Here is a 25,552-nt window from a genome sequence, read left to right as displayed (position 1 = left end):
AAAGGAAACGAAGCAAAGCGGAAACTGGAGGAGAAGACATATGAGTGTAAATCAACATTGGCATGATCCTGTTGCTGAATCCTATGCAGCGACAATTGCACATAAAGTACCGGGCTATCATCTTTTGCATGAGCTGACAGTGGATAGAGTAGAAATCGAATTAATGGGAGCGGCTTCTCGCATGTTAACAGTCGGAGCAGGTGGGGGCGAAGAGATTATCAACATGCTTCAAAGAAATAAAGACTGGCATATCACAGGGGTTGATCCATCTCCAACCATGCTTGAGATGGCCAAGCGCAGAGTGGCACAGCTTCATATGCAAGATCGCGTCACATGGTATGAAATGGCCTTAGACAAAGTGCCGGTTGAAAAGTCGTACGATGCAGCAGTAAGTTTGCTTGTCATTCATTTTGTAAAAGATCAGCTGACCTTTTTACAGGAGATCGCCCGCCGGCTTCAACCAGGTGCTCCTCTCGTGTTGGCGTTTATTCAAGGAGACCCGGAAACGCCGACATTTCAGCAGGAGCTTCATATGCTTTCTCTATTCATGAATCGTCAAGGCTTGGGAAAGGAAGTGTTTACGTCCTTCCGAGAAAGGCTGGGTGTCACAACATATCCCGTGTCTGTAGAAAAGATGACAGCACAATTAACCGAAGCAGGATTTCAAGACATCAGACCTTATTTTCAAGCGGGCATGATCAAAGGGATTGTTTGTAAAAGAGGCGATAGAAAGGCGGTTGGAAAATGAGGTCAAAAGTGATGGTGATAGGCGGTTATGGACATGTGGGGCAGCAAATATGTCTTCAATTAAGTGACGTGTATCCTGGGCAAGTCTTTGCGGCTGGCCGAAGTTATGAGAAGGCTGAACAATTTGCACGCCAAACGAATGGGCGTGTACGTCCATTTCAGATAGATGTCAGACAACCAATGGATACGGACTGGATGGATGAAACGAAACTCGTAATCATGTGTCTGGATCAAGATGACACGTCATTTGCTGAAACATGCTTACGGTCAGGTATTGATTATCTCGATATTTCGGCAAAAGGAGCCTATATTGAGAAGCTAGCAAAGGTGCATCAACAGCAATTGAACGCAACGGCTGTGCTGAGCGTAGGTCTTGCACCTGGTCTCACCAATTTGCTTGCAGCGAAGGCGGCATCTATTCTGACCTCTGTGGAGCAAATTGATATTAGTATCATGCTTGGGCTAGGTGACCAGCATGGAAAAGCAGCTATTGAATGGACGCTTGATCATGTGCATACGGATTATGAGCTGACGAAGAATCATCAGCGAAAGAAAGTCAAAAGTTTTACTGGAGGGAAACGCATTGATTTTGGCAAAACGCTTGGAAAGCGGCAAGCCTATCAGTTTCCTTTCTCTGACCAGCAAACATTGCCTTCAACGCTCCATGTGCCTTCTGTGACAACAAGGCTCTGTTTTGATTCTGGCATAGCGACACGTGCATTTGCTCTCACAAGGAAACTCGGAATGACGTCCCTTCTCACGATGCCGAAAATCAAGGAACGAGCCATTTCACTAATTCAATCTGCTCAAATGGGTACAGATCAATATGCAGTGAAAGTGGAAGCGGTAGGATTGAAGGGTAACGAAATTCATCAAGCAGCGCTTGGAATAAAAGGTCGCGATGAGTCTCAAGCAACGGCTCAAGTCGCCAGTGCTGCGGCACTGCATGTATTGAGCAAGCAGTTTCAGGCAGGTGTTTTTCATATCGAAGAATTATTTTCATTAGCGTATGAGAATGGTAATTTTGCGTTGGTGGATCAAAAAACGAAGGAAAAGCACGCATTAGCATTGAGAGCCAGCCTTTTAACGGCATAAAAGAAAACGACAAAAGATACGCATCAGCTCAAAAGAACAGGTCAGTCATGTGGGCGCTTTATTCATGATTCGAAAACAACAGCTTGCTCTCCATGTAAATGGCCGAAAGGCAATCAAGTGTTGTAGTCGGAGCTGATATAATGGTTACATTGGGCAAATAAATCTCAAGTGGGTGTTTACAAGTGTTAGATACAGAACAAGATGTAGTGAGGAATTATATAGATTCACCCCAAAAATTGAAAAAATTATATAAACGAGTATTGTTCGTTGTCAGTCTATCGCAAATATTTGGAGGAGCTGGAATAGCTGCAGGAATTACAGTAGGTGCCATTTTAGCGCAACAAATGCTTGGAACTGAAGCCTATGCAGGAGTCCCAATCGCTTTATTTACTTTGGGGTCAGCTGGGTCAGCTTTCATTGTAGGAAAGCTTTCGCAACGTTATGGACGACGCATCGGTTTATCGACAGGTTTTGTTGCTGGAGGGCTCGGAGCAATTGGCGTTGTGCTGGCAGCTATGATGAATAGTGTCATTTTATTATTTGCATCGCTCTTCATTTATGGCGCAGGAACATCAACGAACTTACAAGCGCGTTATGCTGGGACGGACTTAGCGAATTCTAAACAGCGTGCAACTGCCATTAGTACAACAATGGTCATGACAACATTTGGAGCAGTAGCAGGTCCGAATTTAGTTGAAGTGATGGGTAAATTTGCAGTGTCCATTGGTGTTCCAGCACTTGCCGGTCCTTTTATTTTATCAGCAGCAGCATTTATTGTAGCTGGTCTTGTTCTTTTTATTCTGCTGCGTCCTGATCCATTAGACATTGCCCGAAGAATAGCAACTTACAAAGCAGAACATGGTCATGGAAATAAAGCAGATGCTGCTGATAAAAAAACAGATAAAAAAGGGCTTACAGTAGGTGCCACAGTGATGATCTTAACTCAAATTGTCATGGTGGCACTCATGACCATGACACCGGTGCATATGCAGCATCATGGTCATGGATTAGCCGAAGTGGGCATTGTGATTGGTTTTCACATAGGGGCCATGTATCTTCCTTCACCTATCACGGGTGTACTTGTAGATAAACTAGGACGAACAGCTATGAGCATAGCGTCGGGCATCACATTGTTATTTGCTGGTTTATTAGCCGCATTCGCACCAAGTGATTCAATGATTCTATTAATCATTGCTTTGTCTTTACTTGGATTGGGATGGAATTTTGGTTTAATTAGTGGTACTGCTCAAATAGTGGATGCTACAGAACCATCAACCCGGGCAAAAACCCAAGGAACACTCGATGTTTTTGTTGCGTTAGCAGGTGCTTCTGGCGGTGCCCTTTCAGGAATGGTCGTTGCGAATACGAGTTATGCTACATTATCTTTAAGTGGAGGAATTTTATCATTAATTCTCATCCCTGTCATCATTTGGTCTTTTAAAAGTAAAACATAATGCAGCTCTGTGCTCATCCATCACAAAAAAGACATGCCTCCAATCATAGGAAAGCATGTCTTTTTTGAATCTCTCTTCACAGGATGCTAGTCTTCTTATGATGCCGAGGACACATCTCCTTTTTTCTTGATACTGGCTTTAATGAGCTCAGTCAATGTGTCAGAGCCTTTTGTGGAAAGGTGAACACCATCTGGCTGAAAATAGGATGGCTGTCCGGTAGCGGCTGAATGCCAATCGACTAAGCTCACATTGTGATGTTGATTGGCCACACGCTCAATGACTGCATTCACATCATTTTCCCAAGATCTTGGAACGCGAGTGTTCACAAGAAAAATATGAGCCTTCGAGAAATGTTGAATGAATGAGGTTAAAGTCCCCTCTGTAAAATAACCATTTGTGCCAAGCTCAATAATAACAGCGGCATCAGCCTTGTTAAAAGAAGCATATTGAGGGGCGATGCGGATGGCTTCGTTCATTTGCCTTCCGACCCTTGCGTCAATGGTGATGGGTTCATAGGCCTTTTCTAAATTTGAAGCAATGTCTAACATGACGGAATCACCAATGGCAAGAACTTGGTGAAATTGTTTAGGATCCGCTGCTTTTTTCTCATGTTTGTCTTTCTTTTTCTTCACTTTTGATTCTGTCTGACCGCCTGCCTTTTGGGGCGCTGTCTTAATTTGTGTTACTTCCTTGGCATGTGGGGATGTATGAGACGAGCTAGACATGCCAATGGTAAATAAAATCAAAAGGACTGCGGCAATCCCAAGAAACACTTTATTGGACATAGACCACTGCTTGATTCCTGTTTTCCAAATCGACCAAGAGGCAAAATAGTGTCTAAACCCGAGTTTACGAATCGGCTGTTCGATCAAACGATAGGAAGCCTCTGATATGAGTAGAATTGCGATGAGCTGCAATGTGACACGTCCCATGGAAGGCTGTCCAATCTCAATGACCGGTGTGGTCAGCACGATAATTGGATAATGCCATAAGTAGATGCCATAAGACCGCTTTCCGAGCCAAACGAGTGGTTGAAAAGACAGCCATTTCCCAATAAGACTGGCAGGATGGCAGACACACGCAATTAAGATCGCTGCATTCACACAGAATAAAAGCATACCGCCTTGGTAGAGAAAGCCGTCAAATTCGTCGACTGCATAAACACATAAGAGGAAAATGACCATCGAACCGAATCCGGCTATATGTAATATACGTCTGCCGACAGGAAGTAATTTTCTGCTGGAAAGTCTGTGCATGGGCCAGACAAATGCAAGACTGCACCCGATGAGGAGTGCAAACGCACGTGTGTCTGTTCCATAATAGATCCTGCTCGGGTCAGTATCCGGTGAATAGAGAATGGCCATCCATAACGCAGATACAAGTGCCAGACCAAAGGTGATCATAGGAAGATGGGATCTATTTTTCACCCATTTCAGTCCAGCAATCAACAGTACCGGCCAAATGAGATAAAATTGCTCTTCAATCGCCAAAGACCATAAATTTTTTAGTGGAGATACAGCATTGAAGCTGTCAAAGTAAGAGAGCTGATGAAAAATATACCACCAGTTACTCACATAAAAAAAGGACGATAAGGCATCGCCACGAATGGACATTAATGCATTTGAACCAGCAATGGCGCACCAGCTGACGATTAAAAAAATCATGACGTAGGCAGCTGGAAGCAGCCTTCTGATGCGGCCCATCCAAAAAGGCAGAAGCTCTTGATAGCCCAAATCCTGCTTATGCAGCAAGATGGTTGTAATCAAGTAACCAGAAATCACAAAAAACAAATCAACGCCAAGAAACCCGCCGCTTGCGGGTTCAATATGTAAGTGATAAGCAATGACCGCCAATACGGCAACAGCTCTCAGCCCATCTAATCCTAATATGTAACGTAAACGGTTTTCCTTGCTGTTCATGAAAAAGAATCCCCCATCAATGTCAAACGCGTCTTTTTTGTTGTCACTCCAAAAGAACAACGATTCTTTTATTTTATATAAGATTAGACGAATCAGCATTACATTTTGTTGGCGAATTTCTGTCTTTTTTAAAATTTTTTTATATGAAGAAACATTCTAAGGCTTGAGGGATTCTTATTTTTATACTCAAACCGAAAATCCCTGTCATAATAAAAGAAGAATGAAAGGGGATGTGTTGAATGAGAACGATTGAAAATGATCTGTTATTGGTTCAAATCAATGAGAGAGGTGCCGAGGTGAGAGAGGTGCTTCATAAAGAAAGTGGACGTCAATATATGTGGTCTGGTGACCCTGCTTATTGGGGCAGGGTGTCGCCCGTCTTATTTCCGATTGTCGGACGGTTGAAGGATGATCAATACAAGATAGACGATCAAACGTATCAACTCTCGCAGCATGGATTTTTGCGTGATGTTGATTTTGAACTATTTGAAGAAGCAAAAGATCAGGTGGTTTTTCAATATCAATCAAATGGCCGTCACACGTCACAATATCCGTATGAATTTACAGCGCGCATCAGTTATGCACTGTCGGAAAATGGACTAACGATTTCCTGGGAAATTGTTCATGAAGGAGATGGCGCGATGTATTTCTCGATTGGCGGGCATCCGGCATTTCATGTCCCGCTTGTTGAAGGCGAGCAGACAGCTGATTATTCACTCACATTGGCACCTTCCACCGAACATGATCCAGTCCAATATGAACTTCATGATTCACTTGTGAGAGAGAAGGAGAAAGGTGTTGAGTTTGAGCCGATTCAACTTCGCCCAGAACTTTTTCAGAACGATGCAATGATCTTTAGTCATATTGATCAAGTATCATTGATTTCTCAAGCAGGTCACGGCGTTGAGGTCGATCTCAGTGGTTTTCCGTTCGTTGGTATTTGGTCTCCATATGATCAAGAAAAGGGAACAATGGCTCCTTTTGTTTGTATTGAGCCTTGGTATGGGATCGCTGATATGGAAGGGACAAATGGGCAGTATAAGGAGAAATTCGGCATTCAAACCTTAGAGAAGCAAGAGACCTTTCACGCAGCTTACACCATTTTCTTTAAATGAACATTTGTGCATGGTGAAGTGAACAATTTGTTATGATAGAGGGAAAAAGGAGGCGTACGAATGGATCGGGAGAAACAGCAATTAAGTATTGAAGCAGCAAGGCTCTATTACTTATCTGATTACAGTCAGCAGGAAATCGCCAAGCAGCTTGACCTGTCGAGGCCAACGGTGTCTCGTCTGCTTCAGTATGCGAAGGAAAAAGGGTACGTCCAAATTACAGTGATGGACCCATTTGAGGATTTAAATGAGCTGTCCTCATTGCTGAAAGAAAAATATGATCTGCTCGAGGCTCATGTGGTATTTTCGCCAAAGGACGATTATCCAACGATTACGGATTACTTGAGCCGGTTTGGTGCAGATTATCTTCAGAATACGGTGAAAGACGGCGATATCGTTGGAGTGAGCTGGGGCACCACGATGTATCAAATTGCTCAAAAGATGCAACCTAAACAGGTAAAAGGGGTAGAAGTTGTTCAGTTGAAAGGTGGAATCAGCCATTCACATGTGAATACATATTCTGCGGAAACGATTCAGCTGTTTGCATCAGCTTTTCAAACGGCACCACGCTATTTGCCACTGCCTGTTGTGTTCGATAGTGCCGCCGTTAAAGAGATGGTTGAACAGGACAGACATATTCAGCGCATTATTGAAATGGGCAAACAGGCAAATATCGCTGTGTTTACTGTTGGGACGGTAAGAGATGAGGCGCTTTTGTTTAGGCTTGGTTATTTCCGTGAAGAAGAAAAGGCGCTGCTCAAGACATCCAGTGTCGGAGATATCTGTTCGCGTTTTTATGATCAAGAAGGACGCATTTGCAGTGAAGCGATTAACAATCGCACAATCGGTGTGGAGCTGGATGATTTGAGAACAAAAGAGCGCTCCATTCTTGTGGCTGGTGGACATCGAAAGGTTGCCTCTATCCATGGGGCGCTGAGAGGAAAATATGCGAACGTATTGGTGATCGATCAGCACACAGCAAGAGCTCTTTTAAATGTCACAAAATAGATGAACAAAATTTCATAACTATATTTACAATTGTTCAATAGTCATTTAAGATGAAAGTATCATATTTAAAAGGAAGTGTGAATCATGACAATAGCAAAGCTCATTGATCATACAGCACTAAAACCAGATACATCTAAAGCTGCGATCATGCAGTTACTAGAAGAAGCAAAGACATATCAATTTGCTTCCGTTTGTGTGAACCCAACTTGGGTATCTCTTGCGGCGAAAGAACTAGAAGGAACAGGCGTTGATGTATGTACAGTCATCGGTTTCCCGTTAGGTGCAAACACAACAGCAGTGAAAGCATTTGAAACAAAGGATGCCATTGAAAACGGTGCAACTGAAGTGGACATGGTCATCAATATTGCGGCATTGAAAGATGGCGAATATGATGCAGTTGAACAAGATATTCGTGCCGTTGTAGACGCAGCAAAAGGCAAAGCCTTAGTGAAAGTCATCATTGAAACTTGTCTACTCACGGATGAAGAGAAAGTACAAGCTTGTGAACTTTCTGTAAAAGCTGGCGCTGATTTCGTCAAAACATCGACTGGATTTAGTACAGGCGGTGCAACAGCTGAGGACATCGCATTAATGCGTAAAACAGTTGGACCTGACATCGGTGTCAAAGCATCAGGCGGCGTAAGAACAAAAGAAGACGTAGAAGCGATGACAGCTGCAGGCGCAACCCGTATTGGTGCCAGTGCAGGCGTTTCCATTATTAAAGGGGATCAATCAGCTCCTTCTAAAGACTATTAATTCATACGATCCTATGGTAGGATAACAATCATGACTCATTAGATGATGAAAAAGTCATATGCGGAAGGATCTCATTTCTGGGATTTTCTTCCGCAATTTGTTTGCGAAATAGGGTTTGTTCCATACAAGCACATTAATGTAAACGAATTCATTCAAGGAGGAAAAACATGAAATACGTCATTGGTATTATCGGTTTGCTGGTGATTCTCGCCATTGCATGGCTGGCAAGTAACGGGAAAAAGCGAGTGAAATTCCGTCCAGTCATTGTCATGATTGTACTGCAATTTATTTTAGGTTATATTCTGCTCAATACAGGTGTTGGGAACTTCCTAGTCGGGGGATTTGCAAAAGGATTCCAAATGCTTCTAGGCTATGCTGGTGAAGGGATCAACTTCGTATTTGGTGGTTTAATGAATGATAATGCGTCAACTTTCTTTATCAATGTCTTGCTCCCGATCGTCTTCATTTCTGCCTTGATTGGTATCCTGCAGCATTGGCGTATCCTTCCGCTGATCGTACGCGGAATTGGGTATTTGCTTAGTAAAGTCAATGGAATGGGGAAACTAGAATCTTACAACGCCGTAGCGTCAGCGATTTTAGGTCAATCCGAAGTGTTCATTTCCATTAAGAAGCAGCTTGGATTATTACCTCAACAGCGTCTTTATACATTGTGTGCATCTGCGATGTCGACTGTATCAATGTCCATTGTCGGTGCGTATATGCAAATGATTAAACCGGAGTACGTTGTTACAGCACTTGTGCTGAACCTATTTGGTGGATTTATTATTGCGTCTATCATCAATCCTTATGAAGTGTCTAAAGACGAAGACATGCTTGAAGTCGTAGAAGAAGAAAGACAATCTTTCTTCGAAATGCTCGGCGAATACATTATGGATGGTTTCAAAGTAGCCATTGTTGTGGCTGCGATGTTGATTGGATTTGTTGCATTAATTGCGATGATTAATGGTATTTTCACAGCTGCCATCGGTGTTTCTTTCCAAGATGTACTTGGATATGTGTTTGCACCATTTGCGTTTATTGTTGGTGTACCATGGAGCGAAGCAGTACAAGCAGGAAGTATTATGGCGACCAAGATGGTGTCTAACGAATTTGTGGCGATGCAAATTCTTTCTGGCGATGCCTTCCATTTCACTGCTCGTACAGAAGCGATCATTTCTGTATTCCTTGTGTCATTTGCGAACTTCTCGTCTATCGGTATCATTGCTGGAGCCGTTAAGGGCTTGAATGAAAAACAAGGAAACGTTGTCGCACGCTTTGGATTAAAGCTGTTATTCGGTGCAACACTTGTCAGCTTCTTAACAGCAGGCGTTGTCGGTTTGATTTACTAAACTAAAGAAGGAATGGTGAAAACAATGAGAATGGTAGATATCATTGCGAAAAAACGTGACGGAAAAGAATTATCTTCAGAGGAAATTTCTTTCTTTGTCAAAGGTTATACGGACGGAACAATTCCTGACTACCAAGCAAGTGCCTTGGCGATGGCGATTTTCTTCCAAGATATGACGGATCAAGAACGTGCAGATTTAACACTCGCTATGGCAAACTCAGGGGACACAATTGACCTGTCTGCTATCGACGGCATTAAAGTAGACAAGCATTCAACAGGCGGTGTAGGCGATACAACAACGCTTGTACTCGCTCCTCTTGTTGCAGCACTTGATGTACCTGTTGCAAAAATGTCTGGGCGTGGTCTTGGACATACGGGTGGAACTGTCGACAAGCTAGAGGCAGTCAAAGGCTTCCACGTTGAAATTACAAAAGACGAGTTCATCGAGCTGGTGAACCGTCATAAAGTAGCGGTCATTGGACAATCAGGCAACCTGACACCTGCTGATAAAAAACTGTATGCCCTTCGTGATGTAACAGGAACTGTTAACTCAATCCCGCTCATTGCAAGCTCGATTATGAGTAAGAAAATCGCTGCTGGCGCAGATGCAATCGTATTAGACGTGAAAACAGGCGCAGGTGCTTTCATGAAAACACCTGAAGACTCTGAGAAGCTTGCAAAAGCAATGGTTCGTATCGGAAATAATGTTGGCAGACAAACGATGGCTGTCATCTCAGACATGTCTCAGCCGCTAGGATTAGCGATTGGAAATTCCCTTGAAGTGAAAGAGGCGATTGACACGCTTAAAGGCGAAGGCCCTGAAGACTTAAACGAGCTTGTGCTCACATTAGGAAGTCAAATGGTCGTTCTTGCGAAAAAAGCAGAGACACTTGATGAAGCAAGAGAAAAGCTAATTGAAGTCATGAAAAACGGCAAAGCACTTGAGAAATTCAAGGAATTTTTAGAAAACCAAGGTGGAGACGGCTCGATTGTAGATCAACCGGAAAAACTGCCACAAGCACCTTATCAAATCGAAGTGCCGGCAAAAGAATCAGGTGTGATCGCTGAAATCGTCGCAGACGAAATTGGTGTTGCAGCGATGATTCTTGGAGCAGGACGCGCAACAAAAGAAGACGATATCGACCTATCTGTTGGCATCATGCTTAACAAAAAAGTAGGCGATCGTGTAGAAAAAGGCGAATCTCTCGTGACGCTGCATGCAAATCGTGAGGATGTAGCGAATGTCATGGAGAAAATTTATGACAACATCCGCATTGATGACCATGCTGATGCTCCGACTTTGATTCATACAGTGATTACAGAATAAAGAGAAGAAGACAAAAGTGATGAATCGCTTTTGTCTTTTTTTATGTAAATTTTAGGTAGCGCTTCTTCTAGATATGATAAGTTAGATGAATGGGAGGGGATAAACCATGAGAATGCTCAAACTCATTCTCTTTATTTTTGTAGTCTTGATGATCATTGGATTTATCAGCTACTATGTGGGACCAACATCGACACCAAGTTCTTAAGGCGAGCGTACAGCTCGTTTTTTTATTGAAATAAAAAATTTCACTTTATGAAACAAACCTCTTGCAATCATGAAACAATGGGTGTATATTAGTTGACGAGTCAATGATTGATATATCAACTAATTGATCTGAATAGAAAAGAGGGGATGGCATTGACTGCATTTTGCTCTGAAGAAGCAGAGGTATTATATCGTTTGCAGTGCGTGAACCGTATGATGGGTGTGAAGTTCGAAGCATGCACGGGCATCAGCCAATCAAGACTGGAGTTGCTATCACTGTTATTCCAAGCCGACGAAATCAGCCAATCCGATTTGCAGAAAAAAGTAAATATTGATAGTGCGGCTGTGACGCGTCACTTAAAACAGTTAGAAACAAAAGGAATGGTCACGCGCAGAAGAAAGCCGGAAGATAATCGCGTCACGCTTGTTCGTCTGACAGATGAAGGCAGAACAAGAATCGAAGCTTCTAAAAAAGAAAAAGAACGATTTATCTCAGAAATGCTTGAAAACGTAAGTGATGAAGAACGAAAGCTTCTCACTGATGTGCTCATCCGTATACAACAAAACATCGAAAAGATTCAAACAACCTAAAGGAGTGTTACACATGGCTACAACATTAAAAACAAACGATTTTATGGATATTATGAAAGGGCGCCGCTCCATTCGTAACTATGATCCAGCAGTGAAAATTAGCAAAGAAGAAATGACGGAGATTTTAGAAGAGGCAACAACAGCACCATCATCAGTGAATGCACAGCCTTGGCGCTTCATGGTCATTGACAGCCCAGAAGGAAAAGAAAAGCTTGCACCACTCGCAAAATTCAACCAAACACAAGTAGCTACATCATCAGCTGTCATCGCAGTGTTTGCAGATATGAAAAACAATGAATACTTAGAAGAAATTTATTCAAAAGCAGTAGAAAATGGCTACATGCCGCAGGAAGTAAAAGAAAGACAAATTGCTGCATTAACTGCACATTTTGAAGCTCTTCCAGAGCAAGTGAATCGTGAAACGATCTTAATTGACGGTGGACTTGTGTCAATGCAGCTGATGCTTGCTGCTCGTGCGCATGGTTATGATACAAACCCAATTGGCGGATATGACAAAGAAGTCATCGCTGAAACATTCGGCTGGGATAAAGAGCGCTATGTACCAGTTATGCTTCTATCCATTGGGAAAGCGGCTGACGAAGGTTATGCTTCTTACCGTTTACCGATCGATCGCATCACAGAGTGGAAATAATTTTTAAAAAAAGGGAGACGATCATATGATTATTATTCATGCAGGGATGACCATTCATCCAGAGAAAGAAAACGTATTTCTAGAAGAAATCAACGGTTTAATGAAAGCTTCACAGGAAGAAGCAGGCAATGTGTCCTACAAGCTTTTCAAGGATACAGAGAAAGAAAACACCTTTTTAATGGTAGAAGTGTGGAAAGATGAAGCAGCGGTTCAAAGCCATAATGCAAGTGCACATTTCCAAGCTTTCGTCGCAAAGGCAAAAGAATTTTTAGCCGCTCCACTTGATGTTGTTGCATATCAAGGAGAGCAGCTTTCATAGAAAAACAACAAACACCCTAGGCATTTATAGCCTAGGGTTCTTTTATTTTCGACAATTCGTTCCACCTATTTCAATCTCGTATTGTGCATTTTCCACAAAGTTTCTGAAAATAAAATGTTTTTCGACTTAAGTATATTGGAATATGCTAGAATTAGATATTATTTATTACCAAATTAGGGAGGAACCAATATGAAAAAAGGGAAATGGACGAGCATCGCACTAACAGCTGTCCTCAGTTTAGGCACATTGACAGCTTTCAGCACCCCTCTATCTGCCCACACCTCAGAAAAGTCAACATCCTCAGATGGTGGTCATTATTCAGGTATTCCATTCGACGCAAGTGTTGTCAATGAAGACCGCCTCATCAAAGCCTTGAAAAAACAAGGAAAGATCAAAAAGAATGCCAATGAGGCAGAAACCCAAAAAGCATTAAAGAACTACCTAAAGAAAAAAGAAGAAGCAGCGATGAAACAAAGCGCAAGTACCTTAACAGAAGAACCTGAATTCCTAAAAGAATACAAACAAAATGTACATAATAAACTAGCCAAAAAGAAAAAGTTAAAGAAGCATAAAGGAAAAGAAGGCAATCAAGTAAAGCCGGTGAAAAAGGAAAAATATAAAGGCGACGTCCGTAATGATAAAGTTTTGGTATTATTAGTAGATTTTAAAGATTATAAGCATAATAGTATTAAAAAAGAAGAGACTGATATGTACTATGACAAGTACGATCAACAGCACTATCAAGACATGCTTTTCGGAAAAAATGGCTACATTGGTCCAGATGGTAAAAGAAAAGTATCTATGAAGCAGTATTATGAAAAGCAGTCAGGTGGAAGCTACACGATTAGTGGAACAGTAGCTGGATGGTATACAGCCAAGCATGAAGCAGCATATTATGGCGGGAACGTACCAGACGAATCAGGCAGTGACGGCAGACCGCGCGAATTGGTGAAAGAAGCCCTCGAAGCAGCGGCAAAGGATCCAAACATTGACCTTGGTGAATATGATCAGTGGGACCGCTATGATATGGATGGAGACGGTGTTTATAATGAGCCGGACGGTATCATTGACCACCTCATGGTTGTACACGCTGGCGTAGGTGAAGAAGCTGGCGGCGGACAGCTTGGCTCTGACGCGATTTGGTCGCATCGCTGGTCACTTGGTGATGTATTTGAGATTCCAAACACTGAATCAGAAGTGGGTCAAGGCGGAAAGTTAGGTGCTCTAGATTATACGATTGAGCCTGAAGATGGCGCAGCAGGTGTGTTCACACATGAATTTGGACATGATCTTGGTCTGCCTGATGAATACGATACACAATACACAGGCAGAGGAGAGCCCGTTTCTTATTGGTCTATCATGTCAAGCGGAAGCTGGGCAGGTAAAGTACCTGGTACGGAACCAACAGGTTTTAGTCCATATGCAAAAGAAATGCTTCAAAACCTGCATGGCGGCAACTGGCTTTCTGGAAAAACCATTGATGGTAAGACATTAACAAAAAGCAAAACAGTTTTAATCGATGAAGCAGCAACAAAAGGAACCAACCATGATGCGGTTCGAGTCGATTTGCCAGATAAAGAGATTGTGGTCACTCGGCCTGCACAAGGGCAATATTCATACTTCAGCGGAACAGGTGACAATTTGAATGCTACCATGACGACATCTGGGATTGATTTGTCGAAGGGAAGCAAAGCCGAGCTTACGTTTAAAGCATGGTACGATATCGAAGAAGATTATGACTATGCGTATGTAGAAGTTCGTGAAACTGGGACAGACAAATGGACAACCATTGCTGGTAATATTACGAATGATCGAAATGAGGCAGGAGCGAATGAAGGCAATGGCATCGATGGAAAATCAGATGGATGGGTAGATGCATCTTTTGACCTTTCTGCTTATGCAGGGAAGAAGATCGATCTGCAATTCCGCTATACAACAGATGCAGGATATTCACTGCCAGGTTTATTTGTAGATGATCTAAAGATTACAGCAGATGGAGCAAAAGTGTGGTCAGATGATGCCGAGGGAACGTCCACGTTCACTTTTAATGGATTCTCTCAATCTAATGGAAAACAATATGCCGCTCAGTATTATTTACTAGAATGGCGCTCTTATGCTGATGTCGATAAAGGCTTAAAGCATATCAAACGAGGAGCAAGTCTGATGAGCTATAATAACGGTTTGGTCGTGTGGTACGTCGATCAATCGTACAGTGATAACTGGGTTGGAAAACATCCAGGGAACGGCTTCCTTGGAGTCGTAGATGCAGATCAACAAGTGTTGAAATGGAGTGACGGCTCTATTGCAGCGACAGGTTTCCAAGTACATGATGCAGCATTCTCTTTGAATCCAAGCACGAAGCTGAATATTGATTATACAGCGACAACAGGCTTAACCTTAGAGGATCGCTATATCCGCCCAACGCGTACATTTAGTGATAAAAAGAACTATGTGAATCCAAATAACCCGGATGCAGGACGTGATGTGCCAACATACGGCCTATCCTTTAAAGTCGTCGGACAAAGTAAGGACCGTTCTGTTGGAAAGGTATTAATTTCTAAAAGCAACTAAACAAAAAGCCGGATTCTATCCATGAATCCGGCTTTTTGATACGTTAAGACATGGATTTTTAGCGTATGACTCGTCTTTGATCGAATGTTTGTTCTTTTTTATTTTGATATCCGAATGAAACCATTATATAATAGAGATTGGAAGGTTTTTCTTTCATTCAATGTTCTTTTTAGTTGTTAAAAAACCAAGAAAGGATGAGCGTTACCAATGAGTTGTGTCACTGCCAAGCAATTAAAGGTGATTCGAGGGACGATGCAGACTTTTTGCAGCCATTTAGAGTATGATGGCCACGGTAAGCTTCATATTAATACCATCATGGCTTTTATTAAAAAGGAATTTGGTGTAAGAAAAATGAAAGACATTCCACAAAGTCGTTTTCATGAGGCGTTAGAGCTAATCCAAGACTTTGATTTATACACGGACAAAATACAAATACGAGACCGTCTATCAGAAAGGAATTCACTAAATTGAATATTTTAGCAATGATTTTAGTAGGAATTGTCGCTTTAGAGCACATTGTCATCATGTTACTAGAAATGTTTTTTATGGAATCAAAAATGGCGAAAAGATCTTTCAATCTGCCTGAACACTTACAAAAGGATCCAAATGTGAAAGTGATGTTTGCTAATCAAGGGCTATACAATGGCTTTCTAGCTGCTGGACTCATTTGGGGGCTCATTCTTGGTTCGAATACCGTAGGATATATGATTCAGCTATTTTTCGTTCTTTGTGTATTCATCGCAGCAGTATTTGGCGGTGTGACGTCTAATAAATCGATTATCATCAAACAAGGGTTACCAGCTTTTCTTGCATTAATTGCACTTATCCTGGCTATATAATCCTATCAGCGTGATAGAAAACCTTTGCAGTTTAGGAAGGACGAGCATCGGAGTGAATTTGACATTGGTGAGCACCGAAGCGCAGGACTGACACTGAATGCGAGGGTTTGTCTACACGGTAAAGCCGCCCTAGAGGGCGGCTTTTATCTTTTACGCATTCCCATCAAACGAATAATGGACGTAAGACAAAGGGCAACAGCGACAGCCAATATGATTTTTCCATACATGACGCCCGTAAGATTCATTAAAAAGACAGCCAATATGATACAGAGCGTGATGATAATCATCACAATCGAATAGGTTTTCATCTCTTTTTCCACTCCTTTTAAATTCCCTCTAGCGCAAGAGGTCTGTCAATTGTTTCTCATATTATATCATTTCATCACAATTTTACATGAAATTCCCTGTCAATAGAATGTGACAGAATGATTAGATTTGAAGTGAGGCTATATTTTTTAAAAAATCGGGTATAACATAAAGAGTTGTATCCAAGTCTGATTGCTTGATATTTAATTGTGCAAAATATAAAATAGTCACATGATAAATAGAAAGGATGATAAAGTTGAGCAAGAACGTTTTATTAGTATCCACAAGCAGCTCAGAAATGAACGGACACCCAACAGGCTTATGGCTAGAAGAATTGGCCGAGCCATTTCATATTTTTAAAGAAAATGGACTCAACGTGCAAATTGTTTCAATAAAAGGTGGAACAGTACCGATCGATAAAAATTCAATTCCTGAAGGAGTTCCAGCACAATATCAAGATGTGTATGAATTACTTCAAGACACAAAGGCACTGACCGATGTAAACCCAGCTGAGTATGATGGCATTTTCTTTGCTGGAGGACATGGCCCAATGATCGACTTTGCGTCCAATCAATTGGTTGCCGATGCGATCTTAGCGATTTCAGACAAAAATGGAGCCGTTGGGGCAGTTTGCCATGGCGTTTCTGCCTTTGTTGATGTGAAGGATCGTGATGGAAAATCATTTATCGACGGCAAGAAAATAACAGGATTCACAAATGAGGAAGAGGATGCTGTTCAATTGACATCTAAAGTTCCATTTTTATTGGAAACAAAACTTCGCGAGCAAGGGGCAGCATTTGAAAAAGGCGATGCATTTGCGCCATTCGCCGTTGTAGACGGACAAATCATTACTGGACAAAATCCAGGATCAAGTGCAGAAACAGCACGTTTATTTGTCAAAACCATTGCATAAATCATCAAAAAACCAGTCGTGACGCATACGGCTGGTTTTTTGTTATAAAAATTTCCTAAAAAAGCCCAAAACAAGTATTAGAAAAATGGTAAAATAATCACAGGGTAAAAAACCCAAATTAGGGAAAAGGGGATGTTCCTGTGAGAGCATTTTATGTCAAAATCACCGCCGCCTTACTGTCTATTTTATTGATCACAACAGGTTTATTTTCACCAGCAATCAAAGCAGAAGATGCACCAAAATCAAGTGAAAAAGTATCGCCACTGACTGAAAAAGCCATTCAGCAAGTGCAAGAGTCGTTTGAAAAGCAGGATAAAGGGACTGCGGTTCAACAGAAGGAAGTAAAAAAATCATTTAAAGTAGATAAGAAAAAGGGAATAAGTATTAAACGAAAAGCGGCTGCAGATGGAAAGATGCGCACGTCTGCCGTTCGCTCTATTGATGGACTAGCCATTAATCAATCGGCAGTTTTAAACGAGGAAGATCCAGTTGATTTATGGTTCTTAAGTACATCGTCCCCTCAGGCGCTCATCAGCCGGATTACCTCTCCAAATGCTGATTATTTCGTTCAGTTATTTGTTATTGATTATGAAGAAGGACAAGCTTATCCAACCGATCTGATTCAACCGGCAGGCAGTCTGCTTGCGTTAAGCAATTTACCAGCGGGGGATTATGCGTTTGGTATTACTAGCGGTGGAGACTTTGGAGACTCATATACATTACAGGTGAATGCAAAAAACCCACCAAATTTCACAGGTGCTGAATCCCTGTCATCAACATTGCAATACTTTGTTGCTTCGTATGCCAATGGGGGTGTTTTCGCAAATGGTACAAAAGTGTATAACAAACAATCTAAGACCGCCGATTATAAATGGGAGCGTGTATTTTATTTCTCATATGATGGAAAATATCAACAGAGAACGCATTCTGTTGACAGTGTAAAAGTGAAGAGTATTTCGGCACCAGTATCGTACTCTGCTCCATATGCGAGTTCCTCTGAGGCCATTCTTGTCTACTTAGATGTGGAGACATTATTTATGTATCATGAATCATCGTTTGCTAGTGGGCAGTACTACCATAGCAGCTTTGTTGATACTCTCGGAAAGACAACGCCAAGGCGTTTAGACATTGATGACCTGACAAATTACGGCGATCATATTTTGGCTGTTGATTTAAAGACAGGAAAGCCAATTGATTTCTTCAGTGTCCTTAATTTCTACTATGCAGCAGGGATCGAGAAGCTGCCAACGATCAATACATTGAATTAAGATCGGCGGTTGACATCAAATCGCCACATGTGTAGAGTAAAGATAATTAAATGACAAAAGTCCACTAGGGGAGTCATGTATGACTGAGACAAGAGGAAATCTTGGACCCTTTGAACCTGATCTAGTTTGTACTAGCGGAGGGAAGTGGAGCTGGACCTTGTCTTATTCATGATTGAATCGATAAGAAGGCCGCTCCATTTGGGGTGGCTTTTTCATTTATTCAACTGAAAAAGAGGAGGCTTTTTTTATGACATTTTCAACCCAATTAAGGCAAGAAGCAGAACCATTATTTGAAGCGATTTATCAGCATCCGTTTGTGAGAGGACTCGCAGCAGGAGAACTCGAAAAGGAACAGATCATTCATTATGTCAAACAGGATGCAGAATATTTAAATGCCTTTATTAAAATTTATGCGGCAGCCATCAGCAGATGTACAGACAGAGAGGACATTACCTTTTTCCATCAACAAATGGCTTTTGTCCTTGATAGTGAGACACATCCTCATCAAAACCTTTGCCGAGTGGCAGGTGTCGCTTATGATGAACTGCAAGGTGCGTCTTTGGCGCCAAGTGCCCATCACTATATTCATCACATGCTGCAAGTCGCCGAGGAAGGGACGCTAGGAGAAATCATTGCGGTTTTGCTCCCTTGCCCTTGGACCTATTGGGAAATAGGCAAACGAATGCTTAAAGATGTTGAGCCCGACCCTGCCCATCCATTCTATGAGTGGATTACGTTTTATGGCGGGTTAACGGACTCTGTTACAGTGGAGCTTTGCAAACGGCTTGATCAGTGGGCGGAAGGAGCAAGTGAGAAGGAAAAGGAGAAAATGAAACAGCACTTCATCTTAAGCTGTCAGCTTGAGTATAAATTTTGGGACATGGCCTTTACTGTCGAAGAGTGGCCTGTCCAAATGGAGGTGCATTCTTCATGACATGGAAGATGAAAGAAGTCGTTCTTGCTGTCATTTTATCAGTGGCATGCGGAGTCATCTATTTAGGGTGGTCGACTCTTTATTTACCGATTACAGCCCTTGTCGGTCCAGCAGGAGGCAACATCATGTTCGGAATTTGGGTCATTGCCAGTCCAATCGTTGCTTACATTATCCAAAAGCCTGGCGCTGCCCTCATCGCAGAAACAGCTGCCGCTGCCGTGGAATTACTGACAGGCAGCCACTTCGGTCTTTCTGCGCTTTTGATTGGTGTATGCCAAGGACTTGGAGCAGAAATCGCCTTCGCTCTATTTGGCTATAAGCGATATCGCATGTGGACACTCATGTTGTCTGGTGCCTTTGCAGCAGTAGGGGCAATGGCATATAGCCTCATTGCCAATGGATTCGGCTATTACACGCCTCAAGTGTTACTCATGACACTTGTCACTCAAGTCATCAGCGGTATGTTACTCGGCGGTTGCTTGGCAAAGGTTGTGGTGGATGCTTTATCTAAAACGGGTGTGCTGAATCAATATGCCATCATGAAAGAAAAACGAAGTAAGGGTGACCAGCATGGATTCATTTCTCGCGTGCAGTAATCTCACTGTCCGTTTTTATGAACAGCCGAATCCCGTTCTTCATCAAGTATCTCTTTCTATTCAAAAGGGGGAAAAGGTGCTGATATTAGGACCAAGTGGAAGCGGGAAATCTACGCTGATTTCTGTGCTTGCTGGCATTATTCCAGAGCATATGGAAGCTGAAGTACAGGGAGAAGTGATGCGGCAAAGGCATACTGGTGTCATGTTTCAAGACCCAGATTCGCAGTTTTGTATGCACCGAGTCAATGAAGAAATTGCGTTTAGCTTAGAGAATCGATCTGTCCCTCGAGAACAAATGGATGACATGATTCAGCATCTCATGAAAAAGGTACAGCTGGATGTCGACCCAAACACAGATATTCATACCTTATCTGGCGGCATGAAGCAGCGGTTGGCGCTTGCTTGTTTACTAGCATTAGAGCCAGACGTCCTGTTCTTTGATGAACCGACAGCACAGCTTGATCCAGCAGGAAGAATGGAGATATTTCAATTACTTCAGCAGCTTTCAGCTGAACAGAATCAGACGATGATTTTTGTGGAGCATGTGTTAGACGGTGTCATCGAGTGGATGGATCGGGTGATCTTATTAGATCATCAAGGCCGTATCATAGCAGATGGAACGCCAAAAGACGTGATGAACACATTTGAGGGAGAAATGAAAGAAGCCGGCATTTGGCGTCCGAAAATATTTCCCGAGAAATGGTCCACTATCGTACAAGATCCGTTTCATCCACTGAGTCAAACACTCTTGCAAACCTTTGAGGCGAGAAAAGAACGTCATGAGAAATTGTCATCAACAAATCGAGAGGTCATTATTCGCACAGATCATCTACAATTAAGCTACGGGAAAAAAAGCATTATAGATGACCTGCACCTTAATATAAAAGCAGGAGATTGGGTTGCGATTATCGGTGAAAATGGCAGCGGAAAAAGTACGTTTCTTAAACATGTCATCCGTTTAGAACCAATAAAGAAAGGTCACATTTTCTTAAAAGGAAAACACCTGAAAAAGTGGTCTGACCGAACATTATATGAAAAAGCAGGCTTTGTATTTCAAAATCCAGAACTTCAATTTATACAGGACACAGTGTTTGATGAAATCGCATTTGGTGGGAGACAGCGAAATTGGCCAGAGCCTGTTGTGCAAGAAAAAACGAATCAGCTATTGGTAGAGTTCGGCCTAGAGAAGCATAGAGACGTGCATCCTTTCACCTTAAGCTTAGGACAAAAAAGAAGATTAAGTGTTGCCACGATGCTTCTTTTTGATCAGGATGTACTCATTTTAGATGAGCCGACCTTCGGGCAGGATGAGAAAACGGCGAGGGAGTTAATTCGGCGTTTAAAAGAACGGCAACGACAAGGCACCACCATTATCATGGTCACACATGATATGGAACTCGTTGATGAGTGCGCTGATCAGGTGCTTGTTTTTCATCAAGGGGAGCATGTTTATGATGGTACGCCTTTTGATTTATTTTCTCATCAGGAACTTGTCACTTCCTGTGAGCTGAGAGTGCCGTTACATTATCGCTATATGGCTGAAAGAAAGGAAGTGATGACGATTGCAAAGTAATCACTCCTTTCTATCCACTGTAAATCCAGTCATGAAATTACTCGCCCATCTCCTTGCGATGTGCTGTCTGATGGCAATTTCTGATCCTAAAACGACGTTCATCATCTGGCTGTTTGCACTTGGAATTGGACTTGTCCTAGGCGGCTGGAATTTGAAATACCTCATCACCAGACTTGTACCTTATCTGCTCTTTTTCATTCTCGTGTTTTGGATGATCGCGGCCTTTGGCAAGGGAGATCATACAGTTTGGAAGTGGGCATGGTTTCATATCACAGAGGAGAGTTTAAGAAATGGGCTGACCATTTCTTTTAGAATGCTTGGCTTTGTGACATTTGGTCTCCTTTTTACATCAACAACTGATTTGACGGCCTTTATGATGAGCTTAATCCATCAATGCCGAATGTCACCCAAATGGGCATATGGGATGCTGGCAGGCTTCCGGTTTATCCCGTTGTTTCAAAGTGAATTGAAGCAAATGAAGGCTGCACATAAAATTAGAGGTTACAAGCAAAAAAACAGTTGGAAAGCATTTATACGTTATGCACTCCCTCTTTTCACGCAAGGCGTACGGAAATCTGAACGACTAGCCATTGCGATGGAAGCAAGAGGCTTCACAGGGACGAGGGAGAGAACGTATTATCATGTCATCAGCACTTCGTGGATCGACTGCATGTATCTTTTTTTCATCGTCATTAGTGTGTTGATATGCATCTTCTTCTTTTAAAAACAGCCACATTCTCTTGATAGAATGTGGCTGTTTTATATGTCTTAGGTCATTTGGTTGATATTAGTACACATTGCAGGCTGTAATAGATCATATAAAGAACCGATAAAGAGAGTGTACTGAGAAAAAGAGAGGATGAACGTGAGCGAATGTCACAGAGAATTGATAACATAATAGACGCTTTACCAATCGTTGGACTAGCTATGAGAGAGCAGCTAACCTTTTCTGTATTAGGGAAAGAGAAGGTTCTTTATTATCAGCAGCACGGGAACATTGATTTAGGGTTTAAAGCAGGGGACGTTGTAGCTCCCGGGTTCCAAAACTTTTCGATGTTGAAAAATGGGAGAGAGCCATCATTTATCCAGATTCCTAAAGAGGTGTACGGTATTCCTATGGACATCGTCGCCGTCCCGATTAAAGATGACAATGGTCAAGTGATCGCTGCCTTCTGTGTAGCATATGACCAAACGAATCAACAACGATTAGAACACATTATGACGGAAAGTAACGATGCTTCCGAAAAACTAGTCGCGATGGTACAGCAAGTGGCTGCACATTCAGAGGAACTACAAGCGACAAGTGAACAAATTTTACAAAATACAAAAACCACTGTCGAAAATTCCTCTAAAATCAACCAAGTGTCTAATCTCATCAAAGGTATCTCTGATCAAACGAACTTACTTGGACTCAATGCATCCATTGAGGCTGCAAGAGTAGGTGAAGCAGGAGCAGGCTTTGGGGTGGTTGCTACGGAAGTGAGAAAGCTGTCTACTCACGCAAAGCAAGCAACGACTGATATTGAAACAGCGCTAAAAGATGTGCAAGGCTCTATCAAAGGAATGGAAGAAGAAATAGCACAAATCGTGGCTTCTTCTGAACATCAAGCAGAACTTGTTGGCACTTTCACAAAAATTATTGAGGGGCTGCACGAAACGAACGAAACGATGAAAACATTGGCAACAGACTTAGTGAATTATCAAGTGAAATAAATAAACGAATCACAAAACCTCCAGCCGTATTGGAGGTTTTTTAACGTGTTGAAGTGAGTTTTTTGTCATGATATTGACGGGTTTTTCACTGACAGGGCAGTTACACTTCTGTATGATAGAAAAAGAGAGACCTGTTTTGATCATTAGACCTATTCATAAGGAGGAAGACCATCTTGACACAATCAGCAAAGCTACAAGAAGTACTTGCGCCTTACCGTCCATTGCTAGAACAAACTGAAAAACCACTGATTCAATTACAGATAAAACAAGGAAAAACAGGACCATATGACAGCAAAATAGCAGGTGATCCTTATTTCCCCAAAAACGACGAATATCCCGTTGATGGAGAAGGCAATCCTATGAAACTGCTGGCACAAATCAATTTCGGCCAGCTGCCAAAACTGAAAGATTACCCAGAAACAGGACTTTTGCAAGTGTTTATTTCTGTACATGATGATCTTTATGGGATGAATATTGACCAAAAAACAGAGCAAACAGATTTTCGGATCAAATTTATTGAGGAACCTTTCTTAGCTGAAGAAGACTTATTGACTGATTTTTCATTCGTGAAAATTCCTGACGATTTTTATTTTCCAGTTACGAAGGAAGGTGCAATTACAGGTGAATTATCAAGCGAAACGATCAGTGTAGGAGATTTCCGCTTTGAAAAAGTCACAGGAAAGCAAAGCTGGGATCTATTCGAAGATGCTGTTGGTATTGATGGTGATGAAGCAAATCAATTGCTAGATGAATTTTATGAGACAGCAAGTGGTTTTGGCCATAAAGTTGGCGGATACCCAGGTTTTACACAAGAAGACCCGCGTACCTATGTAGACCAAGAACATATTGTGCTATTATTGCAAATTGACTCAGATGATGAAGTGGACATGTTGTGGGGAGATTGCGGCATTGCTAACTTTTTTATCAAACCAGAAGACCTCAAACGAAAACATTTCGAAAATGTCGTCTATAACTGGGATTGCTCCTAATTTTGTAAAAAACACTCTTTTTGAAGAGTGTTTTTTGTCTATTTTTAGCCTTTTTGCCCCTAAATCGTCATTTCTGAGAGGTAATATGTCATTCTTTCTAGTTGACCGTATCAAAAAAAAATGTAAAATCATCTTAAAGTCCTCTTTTTTGAAAATAATAATAAAATGACATATCAATCAACAATGAAATGCTCGAAAAAGCGGAATGTACTGGGGGGGATCAATTGATCATTTCGAAAGTAATCAACAATAATGTGGTCAGTGCGTATGATGACGAGCAGCATGAGCTGGTCATTATGGGCAGAGGGATTGCGTTTCAAAAGAAAAGCGGAGACCCAATTGACGAAGAACGTATCGAAAAAGTATTTTCCATTCAAAATAAAGATATATCAGAAAAATTCAAAACCCTGCTTTATGATATTCCGATCGAGTATATGCAAGTGTGTGAGGCAATTATCGATCACGCGAGAACGACCCTTAACAAAAATTTAAATGACAGCATCTATGTCACATTAACGGATCATATTACCTTTGCTATTGAACGTCATCAAAAAGGAATGGACATAAAAAATGCCTTGCTTTGGGAAATCAAACGGCTGTACAAAGAGGAATTCATGTGTGGTTTAGAAGCGATTCGGATCATACAGGACAAGCTCAACATCCATCTTCCCGAGGATGAAGCAGGCTTTATTGCGATGCATATTGTCAATGCAGAACTGAATGAGGAAATGCCGAATGTCATTCAAATTACAAAACTGATTCAAGATATTTTGAACATCGTAAAGTATCATTTCCAAATTGATTTGGACGAAGAATCATTAAATTATTTCCGTTTTGTCACGCATTTGAAGTTTTTTGGACAGCGTCTGTTTAACGAAACACAAATGGAAAATCAAAATGAGTTTCTGTATGAAGTGGTAAAGGAAAAAAATACAGCCGCTTTTCAATGTGCGGAGAAAATTAATGACTATGTTCAAAAAGAATACAACCGAAGTCTCATAGAAGATGAGATGTTATACTTAACTTTGCACATCGATCGAGTCATAAAAAGAAAATAAATCAAAAAGAAAGCGTTGACATATCAAAATTAACATGCTAATTTATAACTATAAACTCAATAACCCACAATCTTTTAGGATTGTTACTGGTCAAGCAGGCAAAACCTAAATCATTGTCCCTATCTTTGATAAGGCGTGATTTAGGTTTTTTTGTATCTAAAGGCTTATAAAATTGAATAACGATCAATCGCTATGAAGGATTGTTACTGGTTAAGCAGGCAAAACCTAAATATCGATTAATGTCTGAATCGCTATTTTTC

Annotated in this window: 24 protein-coding genes, 1 pseudogene and 1 riboswitch; of the genes and pseudogenes, 23 read left to right on the top strand and 2 right to left on the bottom strand. The window is 41.6% G+C overall.

The features are described from left to right. The first annotated feature begins 40 nt into the window (after positions 1 to 40). From ACTJJD_RS16060 to ACTJJD_RS16050, 3 genes are all read left to right on the top strand, one after another. Positions 41 to 748 carry a class I SAM-dependent methyltransferase gene (locus ACTJJD_RS16060; protein ID WP_440174152.1) on the top strand — a complete coding sequence of 236 codons (708 nt, stop codon included), beginning with the start codon at positions 41 to 43 and terminating at the stop codon, positions 746 to 748. After that, positions 745 to 1,842, top strand: coding sequence for a saccharopine dehydrogenase family protein (locus ACTJJD_RS16055; RefSeq protein WP_440174153.1), 1,098 nt, complete (start codon positions 745 to 747; stop codon positions 1,840 to 1,842). The genes ACTJJD_RS16060 and ACTJJD_RS16055 overlap by 4 nt, the downstream gene beginning before the upstream one ends. A gap of 182 nt (positions 1,843 to 2,024) precedes the next feature. Further along, positions 2,025 to 3,296, top strand: a complete 1,272-nt coding sequence (locus tag ACTJJD_RS16050) for an MFS transporter (RefSeq protein WP_440600146.1) — start codon at positions 2,025 to 2,027, stop codon at positions 3,294 to 3,296. A 95-nt stretch (positions 3,297 to 3,391) separates the two neighbouring features. Here the strand turns inward: ACTJJD_RS16050 and ACTJJD_RS16045 are convergent, their stop codons facing one another. Next, positions 3,392 to 5,215, bottom strand: a complete 1,824-nt coding sequence (locus tag ACTJJD_RS16045) for an acyltransferase family protein (RefSeq protein ID WP_440608636.1) — start codon at positions 5,213 to 5,215, stop codon at positions 3,392 to 3,394. A gap of 239 nt (positions 5,216 to 5,454) precedes the next feature. On the opposite strand from ACTJJD_RS16045, the gene ACTJJD_RS16040 reads away from it, so the two are divergent. The 11 genes from ACTJJD_RS16040 (at position 5,455) to ACTJJD_RS15990 (ending at position 15,942) form a co-directional block, all read left to right on the top strand. Then, positions 5,455 to 6,330, top strand: coding sequence for an aldose 1-epimerase family protein (locus ACTJJD_RS16040; protein WP_129547980.1), 876 nt, complete (start codon positions 5,455 to 5,457; stop codon positions 6,328 to 6,330). A gap of 60 nt (positions 6,331 to 6,390) precedes the next feature. Continuing rightward, complete coding sequence (locus tag ACTJJD_RS16035; RefSeq protein ID WP_270110381.1) at positions 6,391 to 7,335, top strand: sugar-binding transcriptional regulator; 945 nt, start codon at positions 6,391 to 6,393, stop codon at positions 7,333 to 7,335. Positions 7,336 to 7,419: 84 nt separating this feature from the next. Continuing rightward, a complete protein-coding gene (deoC, locus tag ACTJJD_RS16030; protein ID WP_017358631.1) occupies positions 7,420 to 8,091 on the top strand; it encodes a deoxyribose-phosphate aldolase in 672 nt (223 codons plus the stop codon). A 167-nt stretch (positions 8,092 to 8,258) separates the two neighbouring features. Next, complete coding sequence (locus ACTJJD_RS16025; RefSeq protein ID WP_019743592.1) at positions 8,259 to 9,440, top strand: NupC/NupG family nucleoside CNT transporter; 1,182 nt, start codon at positions 8,259 to 8,261, stop codon at positions 9,438 to 9,440. Between the two features lie 24 nt (positions 9,441 to 9,464). Next, positions 9,465 to 10,766 carry a pyrimidine-nucleoside phosphorylase gene (locus tag ACTJJD_RS16020; RefSeq protein ID WP_035702607.1) on the top strand — a complete coding sequence of 434 codons (1,302 nt, stop codon included), beginning with the start codon at positions 9,465 to 9,467 and terminating at the stop codon, positions 10,764 to 10,766. A 351-nt stretch (positions 10,767 to 11,117) separates the two neighbouring features. After that, positions 11,118 to 11,561: a MarR family winged helix-turn-helix transcriptional regulator gene (locus ACTJJD_RS16015; RefSeq protein ID WP_045033720.1), complete on the top strand. Its 444-nt coding sequence runs from the start codon at positions 11,118 to 11,120 to the stop codon at positions 11,559 to 11,561. Positions 11,562 to 11,574: 13 nt separating this feature from the next. After that, the gene (locus tag ACTJJD_RS16010) at positions 11,575 to 12,213 is read left to right on the top strand and encodes a nitroreductase family protein (protein ID WP_017368360.1); all 639 of its coding nucleotides are present in this window, start codon (positions 11,575 to 11,577) and stop codon (positions 12,211 to 12,213) included. A 25-nt stretch (positions 12,214 to 12,238) separates the two neighbouring features. Further along, positions 12,239 to 12,532: a putative quinol monooxygenase gene (locus ACTJJD_RS16005; protein WP_008345714.1), complete on the top strand. Its 294-nt coding sequence runs from the start codon at positions 12,239 to 12,241 to the stop codon at positions 12,530 to 12,532. Positions 12,533 to 12,721: 189 nt separating this feature from the next. Continuing rightward, the gene (locus ACTJJD_RS16000; RefSeq protein ID WP_440608635.1) at positions 12,722 to 15,103 is read left to right on the top strand and encodes an immune inhibitor A domain-containing protein; all 2,382 of its coding nucleotides are present in this window, start codon (positions 12,722 to 12,724) and stop codon (positions 15,101 to 15,103) included. Positions 15,104 to 15,310: 207 nt separating this feature from the next. Continuing rightward, positions 15,311 to 15,574, top strand: a complete 264-nt coding sequence (locus ACTJJD_RS15995; protein ID WP_008345710.1) for an ORF6C domain-containing protein — start codon at positions 15,311 to 15,313, stop codon at positions 15,572 to 15,574. Then, entirely contained in the window at positions 15,571 to 15,942 is a 372-nt protein-coding gene (locus ACTJJD_RS15990) for a DUF1304 domain-containing protein (RefSeq protein WP_007498006.1), read from the top strand. Before ACTJJD_RS15995 ends, ACTJJD_RS15990 begins: the two co-directional genes overlap by 4 nt. A 143-nt stretch (positions 15,943 to 16,085) precedes the next feature. Here the strand turns inward: ACTJJD_RS15990 and ACTJJD_RS15985 are convergent. Further along, positions 16,086 to 16,277: pseudogene (locus ACTJJD_RS15985) on the bottom strand (hypothetical protein); the annotation flags it as partial. A 227-nt stretch (positions 16,278 to 16,504) separates the two neighbouring features. Between ACTJJD_RS15985 and ACTJJD_RS15980 the strand changes: the two are divergent. The 9 genes from ACTJJD_RS15980 to licT all read left to right on the top strand — a co-directional run bounded on the left by ACTJJD_RS15980 (position 16,505) and on the right by licT (position 25,292). Beyond that, a complete protein-coding gene (locus ACTJJD_RS15980; RefSeq protein ID WP_017358640.1) occupies positions 16,505 to 17,161 on the top strand; it encodes a type 1 glutamine amidotransferase domain-containing protein in 657 nt (218 codons plus the stop codon). 140 nt (positions 17,162 to 17,301) lie between these two features. Then, complete coding sequence (locus ACTJJD_RS15975) at positions 17,302 to 18,429, top strand: hypothetical protein (protein WP_440608634.1); 1,128 nt, start codon at positions 17,302 to 17,304, stop codon at positions 18,427 to 18,429. Between the two features lie 56 nt (positions 18,430 to 18,485). Next, positions 18,486 to 18,589: riboswitch (TPP riboswitch) on the top strand. An 87-nt stretch (positions 18,590 to 18,676) separates the two neighbouring features. After that, a complete protein-coding gene (gene tenA, locus ACTJJD_RS15970; RefSeq protein WP_007498001.1) occupies positions 18,677 to 19,363 on the top strand; it encodes a thiaminase II in 687 nt (228 codons plus the stop codon). Further along, entirely contained in the window at positions 19,360 to 19,959 is a 600-nt protein-coding gene (locus ACTJJD_RS15965) for an ECF transporter S component (RefSeq protein ID WP_019743666.1), read from the top strand. The genes tenA and ACTJJD_RS15965 overlap by 4 nt, the downstream gene beginning before the upstream one ends. Further along, a complete protein-coding gene (locus tag ACTJJD_RS15960) occupies positions 19,934 to 21,532 on the top strand; it encodes an ABC transporter ATP-binding protein (RefSeq protein WP_335364640.1) in 1,599 nt (532 codons plus the stop codon). The genes ACTJJD_RS15965 and ACTJJD_RS15960 overlap by 26 nt, the downstream gene beginning before the upstream one ends. Continuing rightward, positions 21,522 to 22,256 carry an energy-coupling factor transporter transmembrane component T family protein gene (locus tag ACTJJD_RS15955; RefSeq protein ID WP_024719222.1) on the top strand — a complete coding sequence of 245 codons (735 nt, stop codon included), beginning with the start codon at positions 21,522 to 21,524 and terminating at the stop codon, positions 22,254 to 22,256. The genes ACTJJD_RS15960 and ACTJJD_RS15955 overlap by 11 nt, the downstream gene beginning before the upstream one ends. Positions 22,257 to 22,405: 149 nt before the next feature. Continuing rightward, complete coding sequence (locus ACTJJD_RS15950) at positions 22,406 to 23,245, top strand: methyl-accepting chemotaxis protein (RefSeq protein ID WP_008345693.1); 840 nt, start codon at positions 22,406 to 22,408, stop codon at positions 23,243 to 23,245. A gap of 173 nt (positions 23,246 to 23,418) precedes the next feature. Beyond that, positions 23,419 to 24,234: a YwqG family protein gene (locus tag ACTJJD_RS15945; RefSeq protein ID WP_440608633.1), complete on the top strand. Its 816-nt coding sequence runs from the start codon at positions 23,419 to 23,421 to the stop codon at positions 24,232 to 24,234. A 224-nt stretch (positions 24,235 to 24,458) separates the two neighbouring features. Beyond that, positions 24,459 to 25,292, top strand: coding sequence for a BglG family transcription antiterminator LicT (gene licT / locus ACTJJD_RS15940; RefSeq protein ID WP_268448505.1), 834 nt, complete (start codon positions 24,459 to 24,461; stop codon positions 25,290 to 25,292). Positions 25,293 to 25,552: the final 260 nt, after the last annotated feature.

It is taken from the genome of Bacillus sp. 22446, from assembly GCF_052044955.1.
In the GTDB taxonomy this organism is placed as follows: domain Bacteria; phylum Bacillota; class Bacilli; order Bacillales; family Bacillaceae; genus Bacillus; species Bacillus altitudinis.
The sequence above is the reverse complement of the archived record's forward strand: the minus strand, read 5'-3'. Positions and strand labels throughout refer to the sequence as shown.